Raw genomic sequence first — 18,529 nt, 5'->3', positions numbered from 1 at the left:
GACTACTGGGTGACCCAGGTCCGCCAAGCCGTCCGGTACGCCGACGCCGTCACCACCCTGTACGACCAGGGGGTGCGGACCGTCGTGGAGATCGGCCCCGGCGGCGTCCTCACCGCCCTCGCACAGACGGTGCTCACGGACCGGGACGACGTCACCGTCCAGGCCCTCCAGCGCCCCGACCGGCCCGAACCGTCCGCGCTGGCCGACGGCGTCGGCACCCTGTACACCCGGGGCGTGCCCGTCGACTGGGAGGCGTTCTTCGCCGGCTCCGGAGCGCGTCGGGTCCCGCTGCCCACCTACGCCTTCCAGCACCAGCGGTACTGGACCGAGGCGCTCGCGGCCGGCCGCCGTGACGCGGGGGGATTCGGCCTGGACAGCACCGACCACCCCCTCGTCGGCGCCGCGCTGTTCCCCGGCGACCGCGACGAGGCACTGTTCACGACCCGCCTGTCGGCCCGTACGGACCAGCTTCTCGCCGCGCACACCGTCGCCGGGGAGACCGTCGTGCCGAGTACGGTCCTCGCTGAACTGGCCGTCCGCGCCGGGGACGAGACGGGCTGCACGGCCGTGGACGAACTCGTCGTCGACGCGCCACTGGTGCTGCCCCGCGACGGAGCCCTGCACCTCCAGGTCCGCGTCGGCGAACCGGACACCGACGGCCGACGCGTCCTCACCGTCCACGCCCGGCCCGACGAGGCCGACGCGTCCTGGACGCGCCACGCCCACGGCCTGCTGGGCGACGCCCCGCTCGTCCCGCCGGCGGACACCGAGCCGACGCCGTGGCCACCTGCCGGCGCGGAGCCACTCGCCGGCCTCGACCCGGACGGCGGGCCACCCCCGGACCGGGCACAGGAGTTGTACGAGCGTTTCGCCGCCGCCGGTGTGCACTACGGTCCCGCGTACCGACGGCTCACCCGGATGTGGCGGCGCGCCGACGAGCTGTTCGCCGAGGTGGCCCTGGACTCCGACACCGATCCGCACGCCGAGGGGTTCGGGCTGCATCCGGTGCTGCTGGAGGCCGCCCTGCAACCGCTGTACGCCGCCGGGCTGCCCGGTCTGCCGTCCACGGTCACCCGATGGAGCGGTCTGCGGCTGTACGCCGTCGGCGCGGACACCTTGCGTGTGCACCTCGCCCCGGTCCCCGGCGCCGACGACACCTACGCGGTGCGCCTCACCGACCCGGCCGGGCAGGTGGTCGCGGTGGCCGACGCCGTGACCGTCGGACCCGTCCGCGCCGAGGCGTTGCGGGCCGCCCGCTCCAGGCACCGCGACGCCCTCCACCACGTGGAGTGGATCGCCCGCCCACTGCCCGCCGCTTCCCTGAACTGGCTCACCCTCGGCTCCGCCGCGCACCCGGACGTACCCGCCGTCACCGCGGCGGTCACGGCGGCCGGCGAGCGCATCGGGGCCGTACGCCTCGACCTGACCACCCCCGCAGGAGCAACCGCGGGGGACGCGGTCAGGGACACCGTGGGCCGGGCCCTCTCCTGGGCGCGGCAGTGGCTCGCCGAGGAGGCGTTGGCCGGCACGCCGCTGGTCGTCGTCACCCGGGGCGCCATGGCCGTCGTCGACGACGAGGACGTCACCGACCCCGCCGCCGCTGCCGCCTGGGGACTGCTGCGCTCGGCGCAGTCGGAGACGCCGGAGCGGATCGTCCTGGTCGACGCGGACGGCGAACCCGGGCCGGACACGCTGTCCGCCGTGGTCGCCTCCGGCGAACCGCAGGCCGCTCTCCGCGGCACCACCCCCGGCCCCGGCACCACCTCCGCCGATGCCCCCCGGATCCACGTACCGCGCCTGCTGCGCACCCCCGTACCGCAGCCCGCCACCGACGGACGCCGCACGGTCTGGGACCCCGACGGCACCGTCCTGGTCACCGGCGGTACGGGCTCGCTCGGCGCCCACTTCGCCCGCCACCTGGTCACCGACCACGGCGTACGCCACCTGCTGCTGGTCAGCAGGCGCGGCCCGGAGGCCCCGGGCGCCGCCGAGCTGTGCTCCGAACTGCGGTCCCTGGGCGCGACCGTGACCGTGACCGCCGCGGACGTCGCCGACCGCACCGCCCTCGCGGGCGTCCTGGCCTCGGTGCCGGCGGCGTACCCGCTGCGCGGCGTCGTCCACACCGCGGGCGTCCTCGACGACGGCGTCATCGCCTCGCAGACACCTCAGCGGCTCGACGCCGTGCTGCGGCCCAAGGCCGACGCGGCCTGGAACCTGCACGAGCTGACCCGGGACGCCGGGCTGACGGCGTTCGTGCTCTTCTCGTCCGTGGCCGCGGCCGTCGGAGGCCCCGGCCAGTCCACCTACGCCGCGGCCAACGCCCACCTGGACGCGCTCGCCCGGCACCGTGCCGCGTCGGGTCTGCCGGCCACGTCCATCGCCTGGGGCCTGTGGGAGCAGGCGACCGGTCTGACGGGCGGCCTGACCGAGACGGACCTGAAGCGGATCGCCCGCAGCGGCTTCCGCACCGTCCCGCAGGAGCTCGGCACGGCCCTGTTCGACCTGGCCCTGGACACCGGCCGCCCCTACCTCGTGGCCACCCCGCTCGACATCCCCGTCCTGCGCCGCCAGCCGCAGGTCCCGGTGCTGCTCAGGTCGCTGGTGCGCGTGCCGGTCCGCGCCACGGCGCGCGGCGCGGCCGACGCGGGGCCCGGGCTCGCCGACCGGCTCGCCGGACTCGACGAGGCCGCGCAGCACACGGTCGTCCTCGACGCCGTGTCGGCCGAGATCGCCCGGGTCCTCGGGCGTTCCGGCACCGTCGACCCCGAACGGCCCCTGCAGAGCAGCGGTTTCGACTCGCTCACCTCCGTCGAGCTGCGCAACCGGCTCGCGACGGTCACCGGCCTGCGGCTGCCCGCCACCCTGGTCTTCGACCACCCGACGCCCCGGGCCCTGGCGGCACACCTGCGCACCGAACTCCTCGCGCCCCAGGGCGACTCAGAGACGGGTACGGCGGTCGACCACGCCGCCGATCTCGACCTGCCCGCCGACATCCGCCCGGCCGACGAGGTCGTCCGTACCGTCACCGACCCCTCCGACATCCTCGTCACCGGTGCGAGCGGCTTCCTCGGCGCGTTCCTGGTGCGCGACCTGATGCGCACCACGACCGCCCGCCTGCACTGCCTGGTGCGCGGCGCCGACGACGCGGCGGCGTACGAGCGGCTGCGCTCCAGCCTCACCTGGTACCGCGTCTGGGACGAGATCGACGAGAGCCGGCTGCGGGTCCGCGCCGGGGACCTCGCCGAGGAACGACTCGGCCTGACCGAGGACGAGTTCGACGGCCTCGCCCGCACCGTGGACGCCGTCTACCACGCGGGCGCGACCGTGCACTGGCTCCACCCCTACGAGGCGCTGCGCGCGGCCAACGTCCACGGCACCCGGGAGATCCTGCGCCTGGCGGCCCGCCACCGCACGGTACCGGTGCACTACATCTCCACCGTCGGCGTCTTCAACGGCCCGGTCACGGCCGGTGTCCCCCTGAAGGTGACCGACCCGACCGGCCCCGCCGAAGCCCTGCCCAGCGGCTACCTCCAGTCCAAGTGGGTCGCCGAGCAGCTCGTCGGCCTCGCCCGGGACCGGGGGCTGCCGGTGTCGGTGCACCGCGTGGACGTCATCTCCGGCGACACCCGCAACGGGGCCTGCCAGACCCGCGACTTCGTCTGGCTCAGCCTCAAGGGCCTCCTCCAGGCGCAGGCCGCGCCGGCGGGCGTCGGAGGCCGCTTCCACCTTCTGCCCGTCGACTACGTCAGCGCCGCCATCGTCGGCATCTCACAGCGCGAACCGGCCGGCGGCACCTTCCACCTGTTCAACCGCAGCTCCCTGAGCCTCGCCGATTGCGTGTCGTATCTGCGTGAACTCGGGTACCGGATCGACGAGACCGACCGGGAGCGGTGGAACGACACGGTGCGGTCCGACCGGGACAACGCCCTGCTGCCGCTGCTGCACGCCTTCGAGATGATGACGTCCGACACCGACGGCTTCTACCCGCCCATCGACACGGCCGAGACCGAGACGGCACTGGACGGGACGGGCATCTCCTGCCCGCCGCTGACCCGCGAACTCTTCGCCACGTACGTGGAGTTCTTCGTCCAGGAAGGGCACTTCCCGCCCGCTCCGTGACCTGTGAGGTCCGCCGATCGGACACCACCGGCCGCCCGGCCGCTCTCCGTGGAGCGGCCGGGCGGCCCGCCCGTTTCCCCGTTTCCGTCCCCGCGCATGTGAATCCGAGGTATCGCCATGGGCACTGCACAGGTGCGTTCGTTCTCCGAGATCGAGGCCGCCTTCGTCGAGTACGTCCAGCGGACCGTCTACTGCACGATGGTCACCGTCGACCGGCACAATCGCCCCCGGGCCCGCGTCGTCCAGCCCGTCTGGGAGACCATCGGCGGACGCCCCGTCGGATGGCTGGCGGTCTTCCGCACCCCGGTGAAGGCCGCCCACCTGGCACGCAACCCCCACACGACGTACGCCTACTGGCACCCCCGCCAGGACGCGGTGTTCGTCGACAGCGTCTCGGCCTGGGTGCCCGACCGCGACACCAAGCTGCGCGCCTGGGAGCTGTACCGCCGCAACAGCCCTCCGGGCGTCGGCTACGACCCCCACCTCTACTGGAGCGCCGGCCCCGACAGCCCCGACTACCACCTGCTGCGCATCGACCCCTGGCGCGTCCAGGTCCTGCGCGGCTCGGACCTGAGCAGCCGCATCTGGGCGGCCGAGCCCCCGCAGGACCAGTGAGCCTGAGCCGTCTTGAGTAGCTGATCAGGGGGTGGCGGGAGGGTTGTCCGTGCTGGTGGTGGGCGGCAGTCCGGGGTGCAGATCCCCTGGCAGGCTTGGTTTTGCGGGTTCTCGTCCGTCGGGATCGGCGCCGCGTCACGGAGTCCACGTCGCCGTCCGAAGCTCGATCGCCGGTTAGGGGGAAGTCATCTGCGGCGCGGTACGGCCCCGTCCTGCCGGCGATAGAGGTCGCGCAGCAGGGAGATCTCGGCGCCGTGATGGATCAGCTCCCTGTTGACGTGCAGGACGATGCCCTCCATGGGACGCCGCTCGGGACCCACCGCGGGCGGATTCTCCAGGTCGGCGTCCGAGAGCTCGCGGACGCCCGCGTTCCATCTCCCGTACATCTCGTCGAGCTGTTTCAGCGCCTCGTCAGCGGTCCCCGCATAGGCGAATGCCTGGGAGTCGACGTCCTGGCCGCCGAAGTGCCAGCCGACCCGATAGCCCAGGCAGGAGACGATGATGTGCGACAGCCGCCAGGCGATCGTGGTCACCGGCGCCGGCACCGGCACCGTGTCAGGGGACGCGGAGTCCATCGTCCATTCCCCCGAGCCTTCCGACATCGGTGCGGTCGACGTGCCACGTGGGCGGATGCTCCAGCAGCCGCGCACCGGCTCCCAGAAGTACTCCTCGTCGGTGAGACCCTCCAGCCGTGGCCGCAGGTTCTTGCGCCAGTACCAGTCCAACTGCTCCGCGAGCCGCCCGCTTCTCCTCATTTCCGCACACTACATACGAGGGAGACCTGGCTGCCCGAGTCCGCGGACTTCCGCCGGACATCAGCGTGAGTATCCGAGCGAGCGCCACGCCATAGCCTTCGACCTGCATGTTCGAAGGACGGCGAAGACTCAGTGATGTCAGCAGGGCAGGAGTCCCGAGCGCAGCCCCCGGACGCCTTCCGCCGTGTCGGCCGACGACTGCGTGATCAAGCACTCCGCGATCGTCCGCGCCGCGAACCCCGCCGCGTCCCGACGACGGGCCCCGCCCGATTGCCCCGCCCTCCAGACATGCGGTTGGATCTCGGAACGCTGCCTCGTTCAGCCGTTCCGGAACGCGACATGTGGACGATGGTGTCCCGGCTCTCCCGCATCCCGTACCACGAACGCGCCGCCGCCCTGGACCCCTACCGCGCCGAGCCCACCACGGACCCGGTCTGACGGGCCCCGTCCCGACACGCCGACCGTGGTCGAAATCCGGTCGCCCGCAACGCCGAGTCGGCCTCGGACGCGGCGCGCCGGGCGCACCCGTGCCGTTCGAACCACCGGCAGATCAGCGGCACCCGGTCGGGTACGCCGCGGTGCCGGGTCCAGTCGACGGTTCCGCCAGTCCCGCACAACTGGGCGCAGACGCCGATGGCTTACTCGATGGCGGGGTCGGTGACGATGCCGAACACCCATGCGGTGGCCGTCCGAACCGGACCCGGTGTCCATCGAACCTCCGGCCCCACGCCCCCTGGTGCGGCAGCGTCGTAATCGCGCCGAATTTGCGGACGTGGCCCACGGCGAGGTGAGCGGCGGGGCGAGCGGCGCGAGAATGGTGAGGGCCCCCGGGGGCGAGCCGTTGCAGGACCGGCACGCCGCCGTAACGGGCAAGCTCCGAGACCAGGCACGCTCCCCAGATGATCGGACCGTCTTCAGACCGGCACCCATGGGCCGGAACGGAGGACTGACTCATGGCCACCCCGCTCACCGCCGCCCGGCTCGTCGCCGCGTTGAAGGCCGAGGGCTGCGCCGTCCACGAGGTCGCCGGCTGGCGCACCAACAACCGCAACCACAAAGGCCCTTGGGGACCGGTGCACGGAGTGGTCATCCACCACACCGTCACCGGCCCCGGCACCGACGTCGTGGGGCTGATCTTCAACGGTCACAGCGCCCTGCCCGGCCCCCTCGCGACCGGCTGCATCACCAAGGACGGCGTCGTCCACCTCACGGGAAACGGCCGGGCCAACCACGCCGGCGGCGGCGACGGCGACGTGCTCAACGCCGTCATCGGCGAGTCGTACGGCACGTATCCGCCCCCGACGCACGAGCACGACGGCTCGGCCGGCGCGGTCGACGGCAACGCCCGGTTCTACGGCTGGGAGTGCGAGAACAAGGGCGACGGCAAGGATCCGTGGCCGCCCGCCCAGTACCTCGCGATGGTCAAGGCCACCGCCGCGATCTGTCGCGCCCACGGCTGGGGCCCCAAGAGCGCCATCGGCCACCTGGAATGGAGCGACTGGAAGGTCGACCCGCGCGGATTCGACATGGCCGGCTTCCGCCGTGACGTCGCCGACGCCCTGGCCCACCCGGCGGGCCGGTGGGAAGGAGAGGACCCCATGCCCCAGTACGTCAACCTCGGTGTCGCGGCGCAGTACCGCCTCGCGCCCGGCGCCTGGGACTCGGTCGAGTTCACCGCGGAGTGGACCGACGAGACCGGCGACCACGCCACCGGCGGAAGCGTCTTCGCCCGCGGCCCGGCCCGCTTCAGCGGAACCCTCGGCCTCCACATCGACGGCCTCCCGGCGGGCGCGGTCGTCCAGGCGCGCATGTCGGAGTACGAGGGCGACCAGCACCGCGCGGACCATCCGATCCACGAGATCGTCGGAACCGGCGGCGGCTCCTTCGCGGTCCTGCCCGTGACGAAGCGGATCGCGTCGGGTCGCAGCATGCGGGTACGGCTGCTGAACCAGGCCAACGTGCCGGTCACCGTCGCGAGCGCCGTCCTGACCGTGCTGGTGTGGAAGGAGACCTGAGCGCAGGAGGTTCACGGTGAGGGCCGGCCTCTTGGCTGTTGACGCGCTACCGGCCAAGGGAGGTGAAAACGGCGAGACACAAGGTCAGCGCCGCGGCGAACGCGACACCGCTGCGCGAGAGGGCCGCCGGGATGGCGACTCCCTCCCAGCGGGCAAGGCCGAAGGCTATCAATGCGGCAACCGCGGCGAACAGAACGGCCACCGCCAGGACGAGAAGCAGGAACGCTGTGGAGCCGTGGTTCACGAGTGCACCGCCTTGACGAGGTTTCACAGGGAAGGGATTGCGACGATCCCGAGTAAAACCCGCTGGTGAGCCGGTTGAATGTTCTCCAGTGACAACAGGGGGTTGTCCTGTGAACAACTGAGCCGGAGGGCGCGTGGGCGGCAAGGGGAAAAGACCGGGCCGGCCATGGGCACCACCGAGAGGATCGTGCGCCGAGATCAACCAGGTGGTCGAGCAGGTGCGGTCCTGGCTGGACACCGCCTCCATCTCGGTGAGTCAGCTCCATCGGCGTCTTACGCCGGACCACTTCACGGCAGGAGCGGTGCCCGAACTTCGCCGATTACGTGATCTGTTGTCCGGTGAGGCACTGACGTGGGACCTGGTCGAAGCGGTGGCTGACGTCTGCTTCCCCGACGAACCGGTCGACCGCGCCGGGCAGCGCCTGCAACTGGCACGAGAGCTGTGGGAAAGGGCCCGTGCCAGCCCGACGCCACTCGCGGTGGACACGCAAGAGCTGGCACTCGCCCACGAACTGCTGGCGGCCAAGGACCGCACCATTGAGGTGTACCAAGAACTCCAGCTCGTCCGGCAGGCCTACGAGGCCAGCGAACGAAGTCGCGCTCAAGCGCTTCAGATCGCCACGCTTCTGTTCGCGATGCTCGGCCAGGCTCAGGCAAAGGCGGGAGAACTGAAACGCCGGGTCGACGCCCTGCAGGTGCTGCCGCCCAAGGACCCGGAGGCGCACACGGCGCTGGAGCTCCGCCTGTCCAGGGCACAACGACAACAGATCGACCTGCGTCAGCAACTGGAGCGTGCCGAGCAGGAGAGAGACACCGCCCAGCAGGTGGCCGACCATGCCGCGCGTCGTATACATGTCCTGGAAGCCGAACTCGCTGCGCTGCGCGAGTGGCAGGAGGATGAGAACCGCGACTTCGCGCAGGACCTGACCCCGCAGGTTCCCCAGCCCGCCATGCAAGCGATCACTGACGATGACGCGGCTCTCGACGACGTCGATCTTGCTTTGGAGAAGGCGCGTGCCGTGCTCGACGAGGAACACGATGCCGTTCAGCAAGCCGCCCACGACATGGGATACCAGGCGTCCGCGACCTCGGATTCTGCCGGTGTCACCATCAAGTTGGTGCCGGCCCAGCCTCAGCACACAGCCACCCGGCAGTCGCTCCCCCGGGGAGAGGAAAACCCCGCCGCGTTGTCCCGAACAACCCGGGAAAACCAGCTGACCAGCCCCGACACCACCTTCGCTGTCGATGCGTCGCGCCTGTCGGCTGATCGTTTGCGCTACATAGGTGCCGCGACCCGGCGCATCGCACGGGGCCTGGACCTGGACGAGATCGTGAGAGGGCTGTGCCGGGCCACCGTGCCCACCTTCTCCGACGCGATCCTGATCCATCTGCGCGACCCACTGCCCGTAGGGGACGAGCGGCCGACCGGCCCGCTGCTGCTCCGGCTGAGCCGCACCGACCGTAGACCGGGGGACGGCGAAGCCGGCGGGGGGATCATTTCGCTCGGAGAGCCCACTGAGCTGGACGCGGTCGCCACTCAGCTGTGCGAGGTCAAGCCGGGCGGCGCGCTCGCCGCGGTGCTGCGCGGCGTGCGTCCCGTCTTCACCAACACGCCCGCGGCCCCGGAGGCCCTGCGCGAGCTGCTCGGAGAGAACGTCGAGTGCTGCGTCCCACCGGGAAAGCGCGCGATCCTCGCGCCGCTGCGCGGCCGGCGCCGAGTGATCGGCACCGCGCTGTTCCTGCGCAGCCCTGAGCGAGCCGCCTTCCAGGACGACGACCTGCTGGTGGCCGCGCAGCTCGCCACGCACAGCGCACTGAGCATCGACAAGACAGCGCTGGACGGACACCATGCGTCCATCGCCGATGAGTTGCAGCGCAGAATGCTCCCGGAGACCCTGCCCCGCTGCACCGGTGTGCGATTGGCCTCCCGTTATCTGCCGGCCGCGGAGACGGCCCGGGTCGGCGGCGACTGGTACGACGCGATCCCGCTGCCCGGCAGCCGGGTCGCCCTGGTCGTCGGCGACGTCATGGGCCACGACAGGACCTCGGCCGCCCTCATGGGCCAACTCCGCACCACCGCGCAGACACTCGCGGGCCTGGACCTGCCGCCGCAGGAGGTGCTGCACGCCCTCGACGAGCAAGCCCAGCGACTGGGCACCGACTACATTGCGACCTGTCTGTACGCCGTGTACGACCCGGTATCGCACCGCATCACCATCGCCAACGCCGGTCACCCGCCGCCGATCCTCCTGCACCTGGGCGGCCGCGCCGAGGTGCTGCGCGTGCCTTCCGGTGCCCCGATCGGGGTCGGCGGCGTGGACTTCGAGGCCGTGGAGCTGGACGCGCCCGCCGGTGCGACCCTGCTGCTCTACACCGACGGCCTGACCGAGTCACGCATGCGCGATGTGTGGACCGGCATCGAGCAGCTGCGGGAGCAACTCGCCGCGGTCGCGCAGCTCACCGGGCCGGGCCATCCGCCGCCCCTGGAAATGCTGTGCGACGAGGTGCTCGACATGCTCGGCCCGGGCGACCGGGACGACGACATCGCGCTGCTCGCCGCCCGCTTCGACGGGATCGCCCCCAGCGACGTGGCGTACTGGTTCCTGGAGCCGGAAGACACGGCCCCCGGCCGGGCCCGGCGTCTCGCCCGGCGCGCGCTTGCCCGCTGGGGCATGGAGAAACTCACGGACTCCGTTGAACTGCTGGTCAGTGAGGTCGTGACCAACGCGGTGCGGTATGCCTCCCGGCCGGTCACCATGCGGCTGCTGCGCACGGACGTGCTGCGCTGCGAGATCGGCGACGACGTGCCGCAACTCCCTCGGTTGCAGCGGACCCGCGCCACCGACGAGGCCGGACGTGGCCTGTACCTGGTGAACCGGCTGGCCCGGCGCTGGGGCGCGACGCGGCTGAGCACGGGCAAGGTGGTCTGGTTCGAACTCGACCGGTGAGAGGAGGCCGCCTCCGAGTGTGGGAGACCACGCCGCCGTCCTGCCACAGCGTTCAGGCTCGGTTCCCGGCGCCCGCTCACCGTGCCCTGCGGGAGACGATCGCCCCTCCCGGCACGTATACCCGGGCATGAACCGAAGCGAGCCACATCCGTTACGAGTTGAACGAAAGCACGGCCCTGTGATTAGGGTGCGGGCGATGTTCTGCGCGCACCCCACCCCTTTACTCCCGGCCAGACGAGGCACCCTCGCACCGAGTCGCTCCGGGAGGGCCCGTGAGTGACACGGTGACCACGGTCCGGCCGGGGACCGCACCGACCCGGGTGACGCAGACGAACGAGCAGGCCGAGGCGCCCCGCCCGGCCCGGCCGCGGGACGCGTTCTTCGACAACGCCAAGTACCTCGCGATCGTGCTCGTGGCCGTGGGGCATGCCTGGGAGCCAATGCGCCAGGGCAGCAGGGCCGTCACCGCGCTCTACATGCTCGTCTACGCCTTCCACATGCCGGCGTTCATCGTCATCTCCGGCTACTTCTCCCGCACTTTCGACGGCAGCCCGGCCCGCCTCAAGCGCCTGCTCACCGGCGTCGTCGTGCCCTACGTGGTGTTCGAGACGGCGTACACCCTGTTCACCCGCTGGACCAGCCAGGACCCCGACCGGCCGGTCAGCCTGCTGGACCCCCTGTACCTCACCTGGTTCCTCGCGGCGCTGTTCGTCTGGCGGCTGACCACGCCGCTCTGGCGGCTGGTGCGGTGGCCGCTCCCGCTGGCCCTGGTCGTCGCGATGGCGGCGACGACCGCGCCGTCCATCGGCCACGACCTCGATCTGCAGCGCACGCTGCAGTTCCTGCCGTACTTCGTGTTCGGTCTGCTGGTGCGGCCGGAGCACTTCCGGCTGGTGCGGCGGCGCACGGTACGGATCCTCGCCGTACCGGTGGCCGGCTGCGCCCTGGCCGTGGCGTACTGGGCGGTCCCGCGGATGGACTACGCCTGGTTCTTCCACGCCGACAGCGCCCCGGAGCTCGGTGTGCCCCTCTGGTACGGGCCCCTGATGACCCTGGCCGCCTTCGGCTGCTCCCTCGTCCTGGTCGGCTGCTTCGTCGCCTGGGTGCCCGGGCGCCGGACCTGGTTCACCGCACTGGGCGCCGGCACCCTGTCCGGCTATCTGCTGCACGGTTTCGTCGCACAGGCCGCGAAGTACTGGGGCTGGTACGAGCCGGCCTGGGTCCGCGGGCCCGTCGGCGTGATCACCGCCACCCTGGTCGCGGCCCTGGTCGTCACGGCTCTGTGCACACCGTCCGTACGGCGGGTCTTCCGCTGTGTGACGGAGCCCGGCATGGCCTGGGCCTTCGGTGACAGGGGCGCCGCCGGGGCCGGCACCCCTCGAGCTGCGCCCTGACCGGCCGGCCCGCACGCTGGAGGGACAGCACACCTTCTCCGCAAGGGAGCACCGGCATGGCGAAAGGCCGCAGCGAGGGCGGCAAGCCGAAGAAGGGTGACAAGGTCACCTGGAGCAGTCACGGCAGCCGCACCGAGGGCGAGGTGGAGCGGGAGATCACCGAACGGACCGAGACGTCCGGCCGCACGGTCGACGCCTCGCCGGACGACCCCCAGTACGAAGTGCGCAGCGACAAGTCCGGCAGGACCGCGGTGCACAAGCCGTCCGCGCTCAAGAAGAAGAAGTGAGGCGGCGTGGACGACGGGGAGCGCGAGGAGACCTGGAACGACTTCCGTGAGCTGGTGAACATGGCACCGGCCGACCTGGAGAAGTGGCTGGAGTCCGACGACTCGCGGAACGCCGGGCAGCACCAGGACGGGGGCGAGTCCACCGGGCACGCCTCCGGCCGGCGGATCGTCGCGATCCTGCGGGCCAAGAAGGGCGCCCTCACCGACGACGACTACCGGCACATGCGCAAGGTCGTCGGCTACGTCCGCCGCCACCTGGCCCAGCGGCCCTCCGGGGACGTACGGGACTCACGGTGGCGGTACTCCCTGATGAACTGGGGCCACGACCCGCTCGGCGGGTGACGGCCCGGCCGGGGAGCGTCCGCGCCGGGGCCCGGACGGTCCCCGGGTCAGGGGGCGCCGGTCTCGTGCGGGGTCGCGGCGACGCCGCTCAGCGCCAGGCTCATCTGGTGCTGGGTCTCCTCGGCCACCACGCGGGCCTCCTCCACGACGTCCCCGCGTTCGCGTATGAGGCTCTCGTAGATCGGCAGTTCTTCGGTCCGGGTCGAGTCGGGGCTCACAGCGGTCTTCCAATCGGTTTGCAGCCGGGATCAGAGGGGTCCGAGTAAGTCTGCGTCACGCCCTCTCACCGCGTTACCCACCCCCGTGGTGTCCAGATTTCCATCACGTACTTCGCAAATTCCACACGTGTGCGGCGGTGGCCGTGTTCATGGCGACATCCGCACACGAGAGGGCCCCGGGGATCGCTCCCCGGGGCCCTTCGTGAGCGGATGTCGTCAGAGCGACGTCGTGTGCACGCCCGCGTTCGCGCCCGCGGCCGCGCCCTCCGGCGAGAGGACCGCCTGCACGGTGGCGCAGGCCTCGCCGGTCAGGGGGCCGACCAGGCCGGCGGAGAGGCCGCCCACGAGGCCCGCGGAGACATCGACGCCGCCCGCGTTTCCACCGGCCACGGTGTCCAGGTCGGCGTCGGAGAGCTCGGCGGTGTCGACCCGAGAGGTGAGGTTCATGGGGGAGTTTCCCTTCGCGTGTATGTCTCGCAATGGCGGTGAGCGCGGGTGAGCGCCGGAATCCGGGGACCTGGATTCCGTCCCGGCGGCTCCCGCCGTGCGGAGGATCAAAGCACCCCGCGAAGAGGAGATCCAACCGCCCACCGACGAGCCACGGCTCCGTTCGCCGGCCGCCTTCACCGCTATGACCGCGGGGTCACCGGATACGCCCAATCCTTCACACAGCCCGTCGCCCGACCGGGCGCGGGAGTATTGCGCCCCGTTTCCCGAAGCGGGCACTTCACCGCCAAGTCCCCCGGCAGTGACCGGGATGCGGCGGCGACCCGCCCGCGGCCCGGCCTCCAGGCACGCGGTGTGCAGATGTGCTGGATGTTCGGCCCCGGCCTCGCAGCCGGGCGACCTCGGCCTGGTCGGGTGGCCCCGGCCTGGTCGGGCACCCGGCGATGACGGGAACCGGCGGGGCGCCCCGACCTCGTCGGCCGCCCGTCCCCGTCAGGACGCCGCGGCCGGCTGCATCAGGCGGGCCAGCAGGTCGTCCAGGGTGACCAGGCCTGTGAGGCGGCCGGCGTCGTCGCGGACCACGGCCAGGGACGAGCGGCGGCGGCGCAGGACCTCGATCGCGTCGGCGACCGTGGCGGTCTCGGTCAGCTCGGGCACCGGCCGGGCGAGGTCCCGCGCGGTCGTGGCACGGCCCCGGGCCCGGGCCACCAGGGCGTCCCGGGCGTGCACCGAGCCGAGGACGGTGCCGTTCTCCCGGACCAGCAGCCGGGTGCGGTCGTGCTCGGCGGCGAAGCGCAGCAGCGCCTCGACGTCCGCACCGCCCTCGACCCACGTGATCTCCGCGGCCGGGATCCGCAGCGCGGCGACCGGAGTCTCCGGCTCGGTCAGTGAGCGGGTCAGCAGCTCCGAGTCGGTCGCGCTGATCAGACCCAGCCGCTCCGACTCCTCCACCAGGTGCGTCAGCTGCTCCCGGTTGTGCACCGAGGCCAGCTCGTCGCGCGGGGCCACCCGGCACAGCCGTACCAGGGCGTTGCTGACCCGGTTGAGCAGCCGGATCAGCGGACGTACGGCCCGCACCACGGCCCGGAAGGGCGGCGACAGCAGCATCGCCGAACGCTCCGGGTGGGCGATGGCCCAGGACTTGGGCGCCATCTCGCCGACCACCATGTGCAGGAACACCACCACGACCATGGCCACGGCGAAGGCCACGCCGTAGCTCACGGCGCTGGGCAGGCCCAGCGTGTGCAGCAGCGGGTCGAGTTCGTGTGAGATCGCCGGCTTGGACACCGAGCCCAGGCCAAGCGTGCACACGGTGATGCCCAGTTGGGCGCCGGCCAGCATCAGCGACAGCTCGCGCATCCCGGCCAGGGCCGCCCCGGCACCGCGCCGCCCCTCGGCCGCCGCCTTCTCCATCCGGTGCCGCTTGGCCGCGACGAGAGCGAACTCGGCCGCCACGAAGAAGCCGCTGCCGATCAGCAGCAGCACGGTCACGAAGACCGCCATCGGGAAACTCACGCCATCTCCTCGGCTTCCACGGCCTCCACCAGCGGGCTGATCCGGACGCGGTCGGCCACGTGCCGGTCCAGCGTCCGGACGTCGATCACGGCCCGGCCGCCCCCGGGCAGCTCGACCGTGACCCGGTCGCCGACCGTCGGGAAGCGGCCGAGCCGGTCCACGACCAGGCCGGCCACGGTGTCGTAGTCGTCGTCCTCCGGCAGCCGGACCCCGGTCGCCTCGGTCACCTCGTCCACCCGGCGTCCGGCGTCCACCAGCCAGCCGTCGCCGTCCGCGACCGCGAGCACGGTGACCCTGTCGGACTCGTCGGCGATGTCACCGACCAGCTCCTCGGCGATGTCCTCGTACGTGACGATGCCCGCCACGCCGCCGTGCTCGTCGAGGACGACCGCGAACTCGTCGTCCTGCTCCCGCATCCGCGTCACCGCGTCGGGCAGCGCGAGCGTGTCCGGCAGCAGCAGCGGCCGCCGGGCCACGTCACCGGCCCGTGCGCCGGCCAGACGCGCGGCGGGCAGCGCCATCAGCTCGCGCACGCCCAGCACGCCCACGATGTCGTCCGGATGGTCGCCGAGCACCGGGTAGTTGGAGTGGCCGTGCCGTGCGATCAGGCCGACCGCCTCCTCGGCACCGGCGTCCTTGCGGACGAACACGGCGTCGGCGCGCGGCACCATCACCTCGTCGAGGGCCCGCTCGGAGAACTCCAGCGCGTGGTCCAGCAGCGCGGCCGTGTCCTCGGGCAGTTCACCCTGCTCGTGGGACTCCCCGATCAGATGACCGAGCTCCTCCAGCGTGGCGCCGTGGTGCAGCTCCTCCACGGGCTCGATCCCGGCCTTGCGCAGCAGCCGGTCGGCCGCACTGTCGAAGATCCGTACGACGGGGCCGACGACCCTCAGATACGCCAGCGTGGACGGGGCCAGTGCCTTCGCCAGCCGCTCGGGCACGGCGATCGCGAGGTTCTTCGGGGCGAGTTCACCCAGCACCATCTGCACGACCGTGGCCAGCACGAAGGCGAGCACGACGGCGATGCCGCCGACGGCCGCGTCGGGCAGTCCGATCCCCGCCAGGGCGGGCCTGAGCAGCGCCGACACCGACGGTTCGGCGATGAAGCCGACGACCAGCCCGGTGACGGTGATGCCGAGCTGCGCGCCGGACAGCATGAACGACAGCCGCTCCAGCACCTGGAGGGCACGGGCCGCCCTGCGGTCCCCGGCCTCGGCCTCACGCGCGAGGGTGAGCCGGTCGGCGGAGACGTAGGCGAACTCCTGGGCGACGAAGTAGCCGGTGCCGGCGGTCAGCACGAACACGGCGAGCAGGCCCAGCAAAGCCTCTCCGGCACTCATCGAACACCACCCCGCCGTGTGCCGCGATCACTCATGTCGTGGCGGGATGGTCGGGGACTGTGCCCCGGAGGGTCCGTCGGTCTGGCGGACAAGAACGTGCTCCTTAGCTGTGGTGTGTCTCCGGTACAACGCGCGTCGTCGCGCCGGTGTTCCCGGATTCTACGGCTGTGTAGATGAAGTCGCCCGAGGTGCGGGGAGGTGGTGGCCTCAGTGGCGCAGGGGCCGCAACACCCCGATCGGTGTCTGCCGGAACCCGGGGGCGTCCGTCGCATACGCGGCCCGGCTCCCCGCGTCGAACCGCACCTGCCCGCCGACCGCGTGCGCAGTCCCTCCGCGAGCCCGCCGGCATCGACCGGCGGCCCGCCCGGCTCACTCCGCGCGCGCGTCCTCCGCCAGATCCGGCACCAGCCCCCGCATCGCCGCGCACTGGTCCGGTCCCATGAAGTGCGCGAGGGATTCGGTGACCGTCGCGGCGAGCGGGGCCGAGGCCTCCTTCAGCAGGCGGCGGGCCTTGTCCGTGAGGGCGACCTCGACGCCCCGCTTGTCGCCGCAGACCGACCTGCGGGTGACGAGGCCGGCGTGCTGGAGGCAGGCGATCTGGTAGGTGAGGCGGGTCTTGGGGCGGCCCAGGAGCTCCGCGACGCGCGTCATGCGCAGGCCGCCCTCGGGCTGCTCCGCGAGCAGGCACAGGACGAGGAACTCGTCGTGCGAGACGTCGAGCGTCTCCTTCACGACCGCGCGCAGCCGCTGCTCCACCGCTCCCGTCGCGGCCAGCAGCAGCATCCAGGCGCGCAACTCCGCGGGCAGCAGGCCGCCAGTGCCGAAGGACGGGCATTCGGGCAGGTCGGTGGGGTGCTCCTCGGGGTCGGCCATGCCGTCGAGTCTACCTGTCGTCCAAATTTGGAAAAGGTGGTTGTTCAATTTTGGATTAGCGGCTAGCGTGCCGTGCAGTCATCCAAATTTGAACGACTCGGCAGGGAGAACCATCATGACCGTCACCGTGGAAACCGGACAGTGGCAGCTCGACGCGGCCGCCTCGACCGTCGGCATCCGGCACCGGACCATGTGGGGCCTGGTCACCGTGAAGGGCACCTTCGGCACCGTCGGCGGCACCGGCGAGGTCCGGTCGGACGGGTCCGCCGTCGGCACCCTGACCTTCGGGGCCGCCTCCCTGGACACCAAGAACGCCAAGCGCGACACCCACCTCAGGTCCGAGCACTTCTTCGACGCCGACCATCACCCCGAGATCACCTTCGCGGCCCGCAGCGCCGAGCTCCGCGACGGGGACCAGGTGCACGTCGTCGGCCAGCTGACCGTGCGGGGCATCAGCAGGCCGCTGTCCCTGACCGCGCGCGTGACGGACCGGGACACCGCGGGCCTCACCCTGGACACCGAATTCACCGTGGACCGCGAGCAGTTCGGCATGGGCTGGAACCAACTGGGCATGATCCGCGGCCGCACCACGGTCACCGCCACCCTCCGCTTCACCCCGACCGCGGCCTGACGCCCCCGGCGCACCGGCGCCGCCGTCAGCCCGCCCCGCGCACCGCTTCCCGCACATCCGCGCTCGACAGGGTCTGCGGCGACGCCGTGAACGCCCGCAGGCGGATCCGGACCCCCGGCCGGGGCAGCGCGAGCGGCCCGCGGGTGGCCGGAGTGCGTAGCGGGCACTGCCGTGCGCGGGCAGGGTGCGCGGACCCCGGACCACCCGCCAGTACGGGTCCATGCCCTGGCCGGTGGTCAGCGTGAAGTGCGGGGCGAGGGCCGTGTCGCCGGTGTCGGCGACCTGGAGGGTGAGGCGGGAGACGCTCGCCGCGGTGGGGTGCCGGACCGCCGTGACCCGCATCCGCAGAGGCGGTGTGCCCGTCGCCGCCACGGCCGCGCCGGCCGACGCCGGTGCGAGCAGCAGGGCCGCCGCGGCGAAACGCGCCGGGCGGCGGTGCGGCCCGGACAGCAGCCGCAGGCGAGGCTGCCACGCCGCGGCGAACGCCGACGCCGGAGTGGTCACCGCCGCCGCCAGCCACAACGGTGTCATCAGCAGGTAGTAGCCGTCCTGGGAACGGGTCGCCACGTAGGAGGCGCACCAGGGCAGCACGGTCGCGGCCGGTCCCAGCCGCCGCACGAACAGCACGAACAGCGCGAGCAGCCCGGCGAGCAGCAGCAGGCTCGCGTGGGAGCACCAGTCGATCCGGTCGCTGCCGTCGGTCAGATACTGCCCTCGGCCTTGCGGCCTCCGCCCCGGCGCCCCCCGGCCCTTCAGCCCCCGCCCGGCGGCCCCCGCCCCTCCAACC

Annotated in this window: 15 protein-coding genes and 1 pseudogene; 8 read left to right on the top strand and 8 right to left on the bottom strand. The window is 72.3% G+C overall.

The features are described 5' to 3' along the window. Nucleotides 1-4,119: thioester reductase domain-containing protein (locus tag IE153_RS37080; protein ID WP_189594089.1), on the top strand; the 4,119-nt coding region annotated here is incomplete at its 5' end. A 117-nt stretch (nt 4,120-4,236) separates the two neighbouring features. Then, on the top strand, nt 4,237-4,734 hold the full coding sequence (locus IE153_RS37075; RefSeq protein WP_189594088.1) for a pyridoxamine 5'-phosphate oxidase family protein: 498 nt from the start codon (nt 4,237-4,239) through the stop codon (nt 4,732-4,734). Nucleotides 4,735-4,919: 185 nt separating this feature from the next. On the opposite strand, the gene IE153_RS37070 is transcribed toward IE153_RS37075, so the two are convergent. Beyond that, nucleotides 4,920-5,489: a DinB family protein gene (locus IE153_RS37070; RefSeq protein ID WP_189594087.1), complete on the bottom strand. Its 570-nt coding sequence runs from the start codon at nt 5,487-5,489 to the stop codon at nt 4,920-4,922. Between the two features lie 953 nt (nt 5,490-6,442). On the opposite strand from IE153_RS37070, the gene IE153_RS37065 reads away from it, so the two are divergent. Further along, nucleotides 6,443-7,504 carry a peptidoglycan recognition protein family protein gene (locus IE153_RS37065; protein WP_189594086.1) on the top strand — a complete coding sequence of 354 codons (1,062 nt, stop codon included), beginning with the start codon at nt 6,443-6,445 and terminating at the stop codon, nt 7,502-7,504. 46 nt (nt 7,505-7,550) lie between these two features. On the opposite strand, the gene IE153_RS37060 is transcribed toward IE153_RS37065, so the two are convergent. Beyond that, nucleotides 7,551-7,748: a hypothetical protein gene (locus IE153_RS37060; protein ID WP_189594085.1), complete on the bottom strand. Its 198-nt coding sequence runs from the start codon at nt 7,746-7,748 to the stop codon at nt 7,551-7,553. A 205-nt stretch (nt 7,749-7,953) separates the two neighbouring features. On the opposite strand from IE153_RS37060, the gene IE153_RS42120 reads away from it, so the two are divergent. The 4 genes from IE153_RS42120 to IE153_RS37040 all read left to right on the top strand — a co-directional run bounded on the left by IE153_RS42120 (nt 7,954) and on the right by IE153_RS37040 (nt 12,718). Then, on the top strand, nt 7,954-10,695 hold the full coding sequence (locus IE153_RS42120; RefSeq protein ID WP_229829348.1) for a SpoIIE family protein phosphatase: 2,742 nt from the start codon (nt 7,954-7,956) through the stop codon (nt 10,693-10,695). 272 nt (nt 10,696-10,967) lie between these two features. Beyond that, nucleotides 10,968-12,089 (top strand): acyltransferase family protein, encoded by a 1,122-nt coding sequence (locus tag IE153_RS37050; protein ID WP_189594084.1) that lies wholly within the window; start codon nt 10,968-10,970, stop codon nt 12,087-12,089. Between the two features lie 56 nt (nt 12,090-12,145). Beyond that, nucleotides 12,146-12,376 carry a hypervirulence associated TUDOR domain-containing protein gene (locus tag IE153_RS37045; RefSeq protein ID WP_031108446.1) on the top strand — a complete coding sequence of 77 codons (231 nt, stop codon included), beginning with the start codon at nt 12,146-12,148 and terminating at the stop codon, nt 12,374-12,376. A gap of 6 nt (nt 12,377-12,382) precedes the next feature. Next, the gene (locus IE153_RS37040; RefSeq protein ID WP_189594083.1) at nt 12,383-12,718 is read left to right on the top strand and encodes a DUF3140 domain-containing protein; all 336 of its coding nucleotides are present in this window, start codon (nt 12,383-12,385) and stop codon (nt 12,716-12,718) included. Nucleotides 12,719-12,765: 47 nt separating this feature from the next. On the opposite strand, the gene IE153_RS37035 is transcribed toward IE153_RS37040, so the two are convergent. The 5 genes from IE153_RS37035 to IE153_RS37015 form a co-directional block, all read right to left on the bottom strand. After that, nucleotides 12,766-12,936, bottom strand: a complete 171-nt coding sequence (locus IE153_RS37035) for a hypothetical protein (RefSeq protein WP_189594082.1) — start codon at nt 12,934-12,936, stop codon at nt 12,766-12,768. 216 nt (nt 12,937-13,152) lie between these two features. Next, nucleotides 13,153-13,383 (bottom strand): hypothetical protein, encoded by a 231-nt coding sequence (locus IE153_RS37030; protein WP_189594081.1) that lies wholly within the window; start codon nt 13,381-13,383, stop codon nt 13,153-13,155. 492 nt (nt 13,384-13,875) lie between these two features. Beyond that, the gene (locus IE153_RS37025) at nt 13,876-14,898 is read right to left on the bottom strand and encodes a hemolysin family protein (protein WP_189594080.1); all 1,023 of its coding nucleotides are present in this window, start codon (nt 14,896-14,898) and stop codon (nt 13,876-13,878) included. Further along, nucleotides 14,895-16,238, bottom strand: coding sequence for a hemolysin family protein (locus tag IE153_RS37020; RefSeq protein ID WP_189594079.1), 1,344 nt, complete (start codon nt 16,236-16,238; stop codon nt 14,895-14,897). Before IE153_RS37020 ends, IE153_RS37025 begins: the two co-directional genes overlap by 4 nt. Before the next feature lie 369 nt (nt 16,239-16,607). Continuing rightward, nucleotides 16,608-17,111, bottom strand: coding sequence for a MarR family winged helix-turn-helix transcriptional regulator (locus tag IE153_RS37015; RefSeq protein ID WP_189594078.1), 504 nt, complete (start codon nt 17,109-17,111; stop codon nt 16,608-16,610). A 115-nt stretch (nt 17,112-17,226) separates the two neighbouring features. Here IE153_RS37015 and IE153_RS37010 point away from each other — a divergent pair, with 115 nt between their 5' ends. Next, nucleotides 17,227-17,742, top strand: coding sequence for a YceI family protein (locus tag IE153_RS37010; protein ID WP_189594077.1), 516 nt, complete (start codon nt 17,227-17,229; stop codon nt 17,740-17,742). Between the two features lie 25 nt (nt 17,743-17,767). Here IE153_RS37010 and IE153_RS42115 read toward each other — a convergent pair. Then, nucleotides 17,768-18,456: pseudogene (locus IE153_RS42115) on the bottom strand (hypothetical protein); the annotation flags it as partial. Nucleotides 18,457-18,529 lie beyond the last annotated feature (73 nt).

This window comes from Streptomyces massasporeus, assembly GCF_014648995.1.
Lineage (GTDB): Bacteria > Actinomycetota > Actinomycetes > Streptomycetales > Streptomycetaceae > Streptomyces > Streptomyces massasporeus.
Note: the sequence above shows the minus strand (reverse complement) of the source record. Positions and strands in the feature narration are given on the sequence as shown.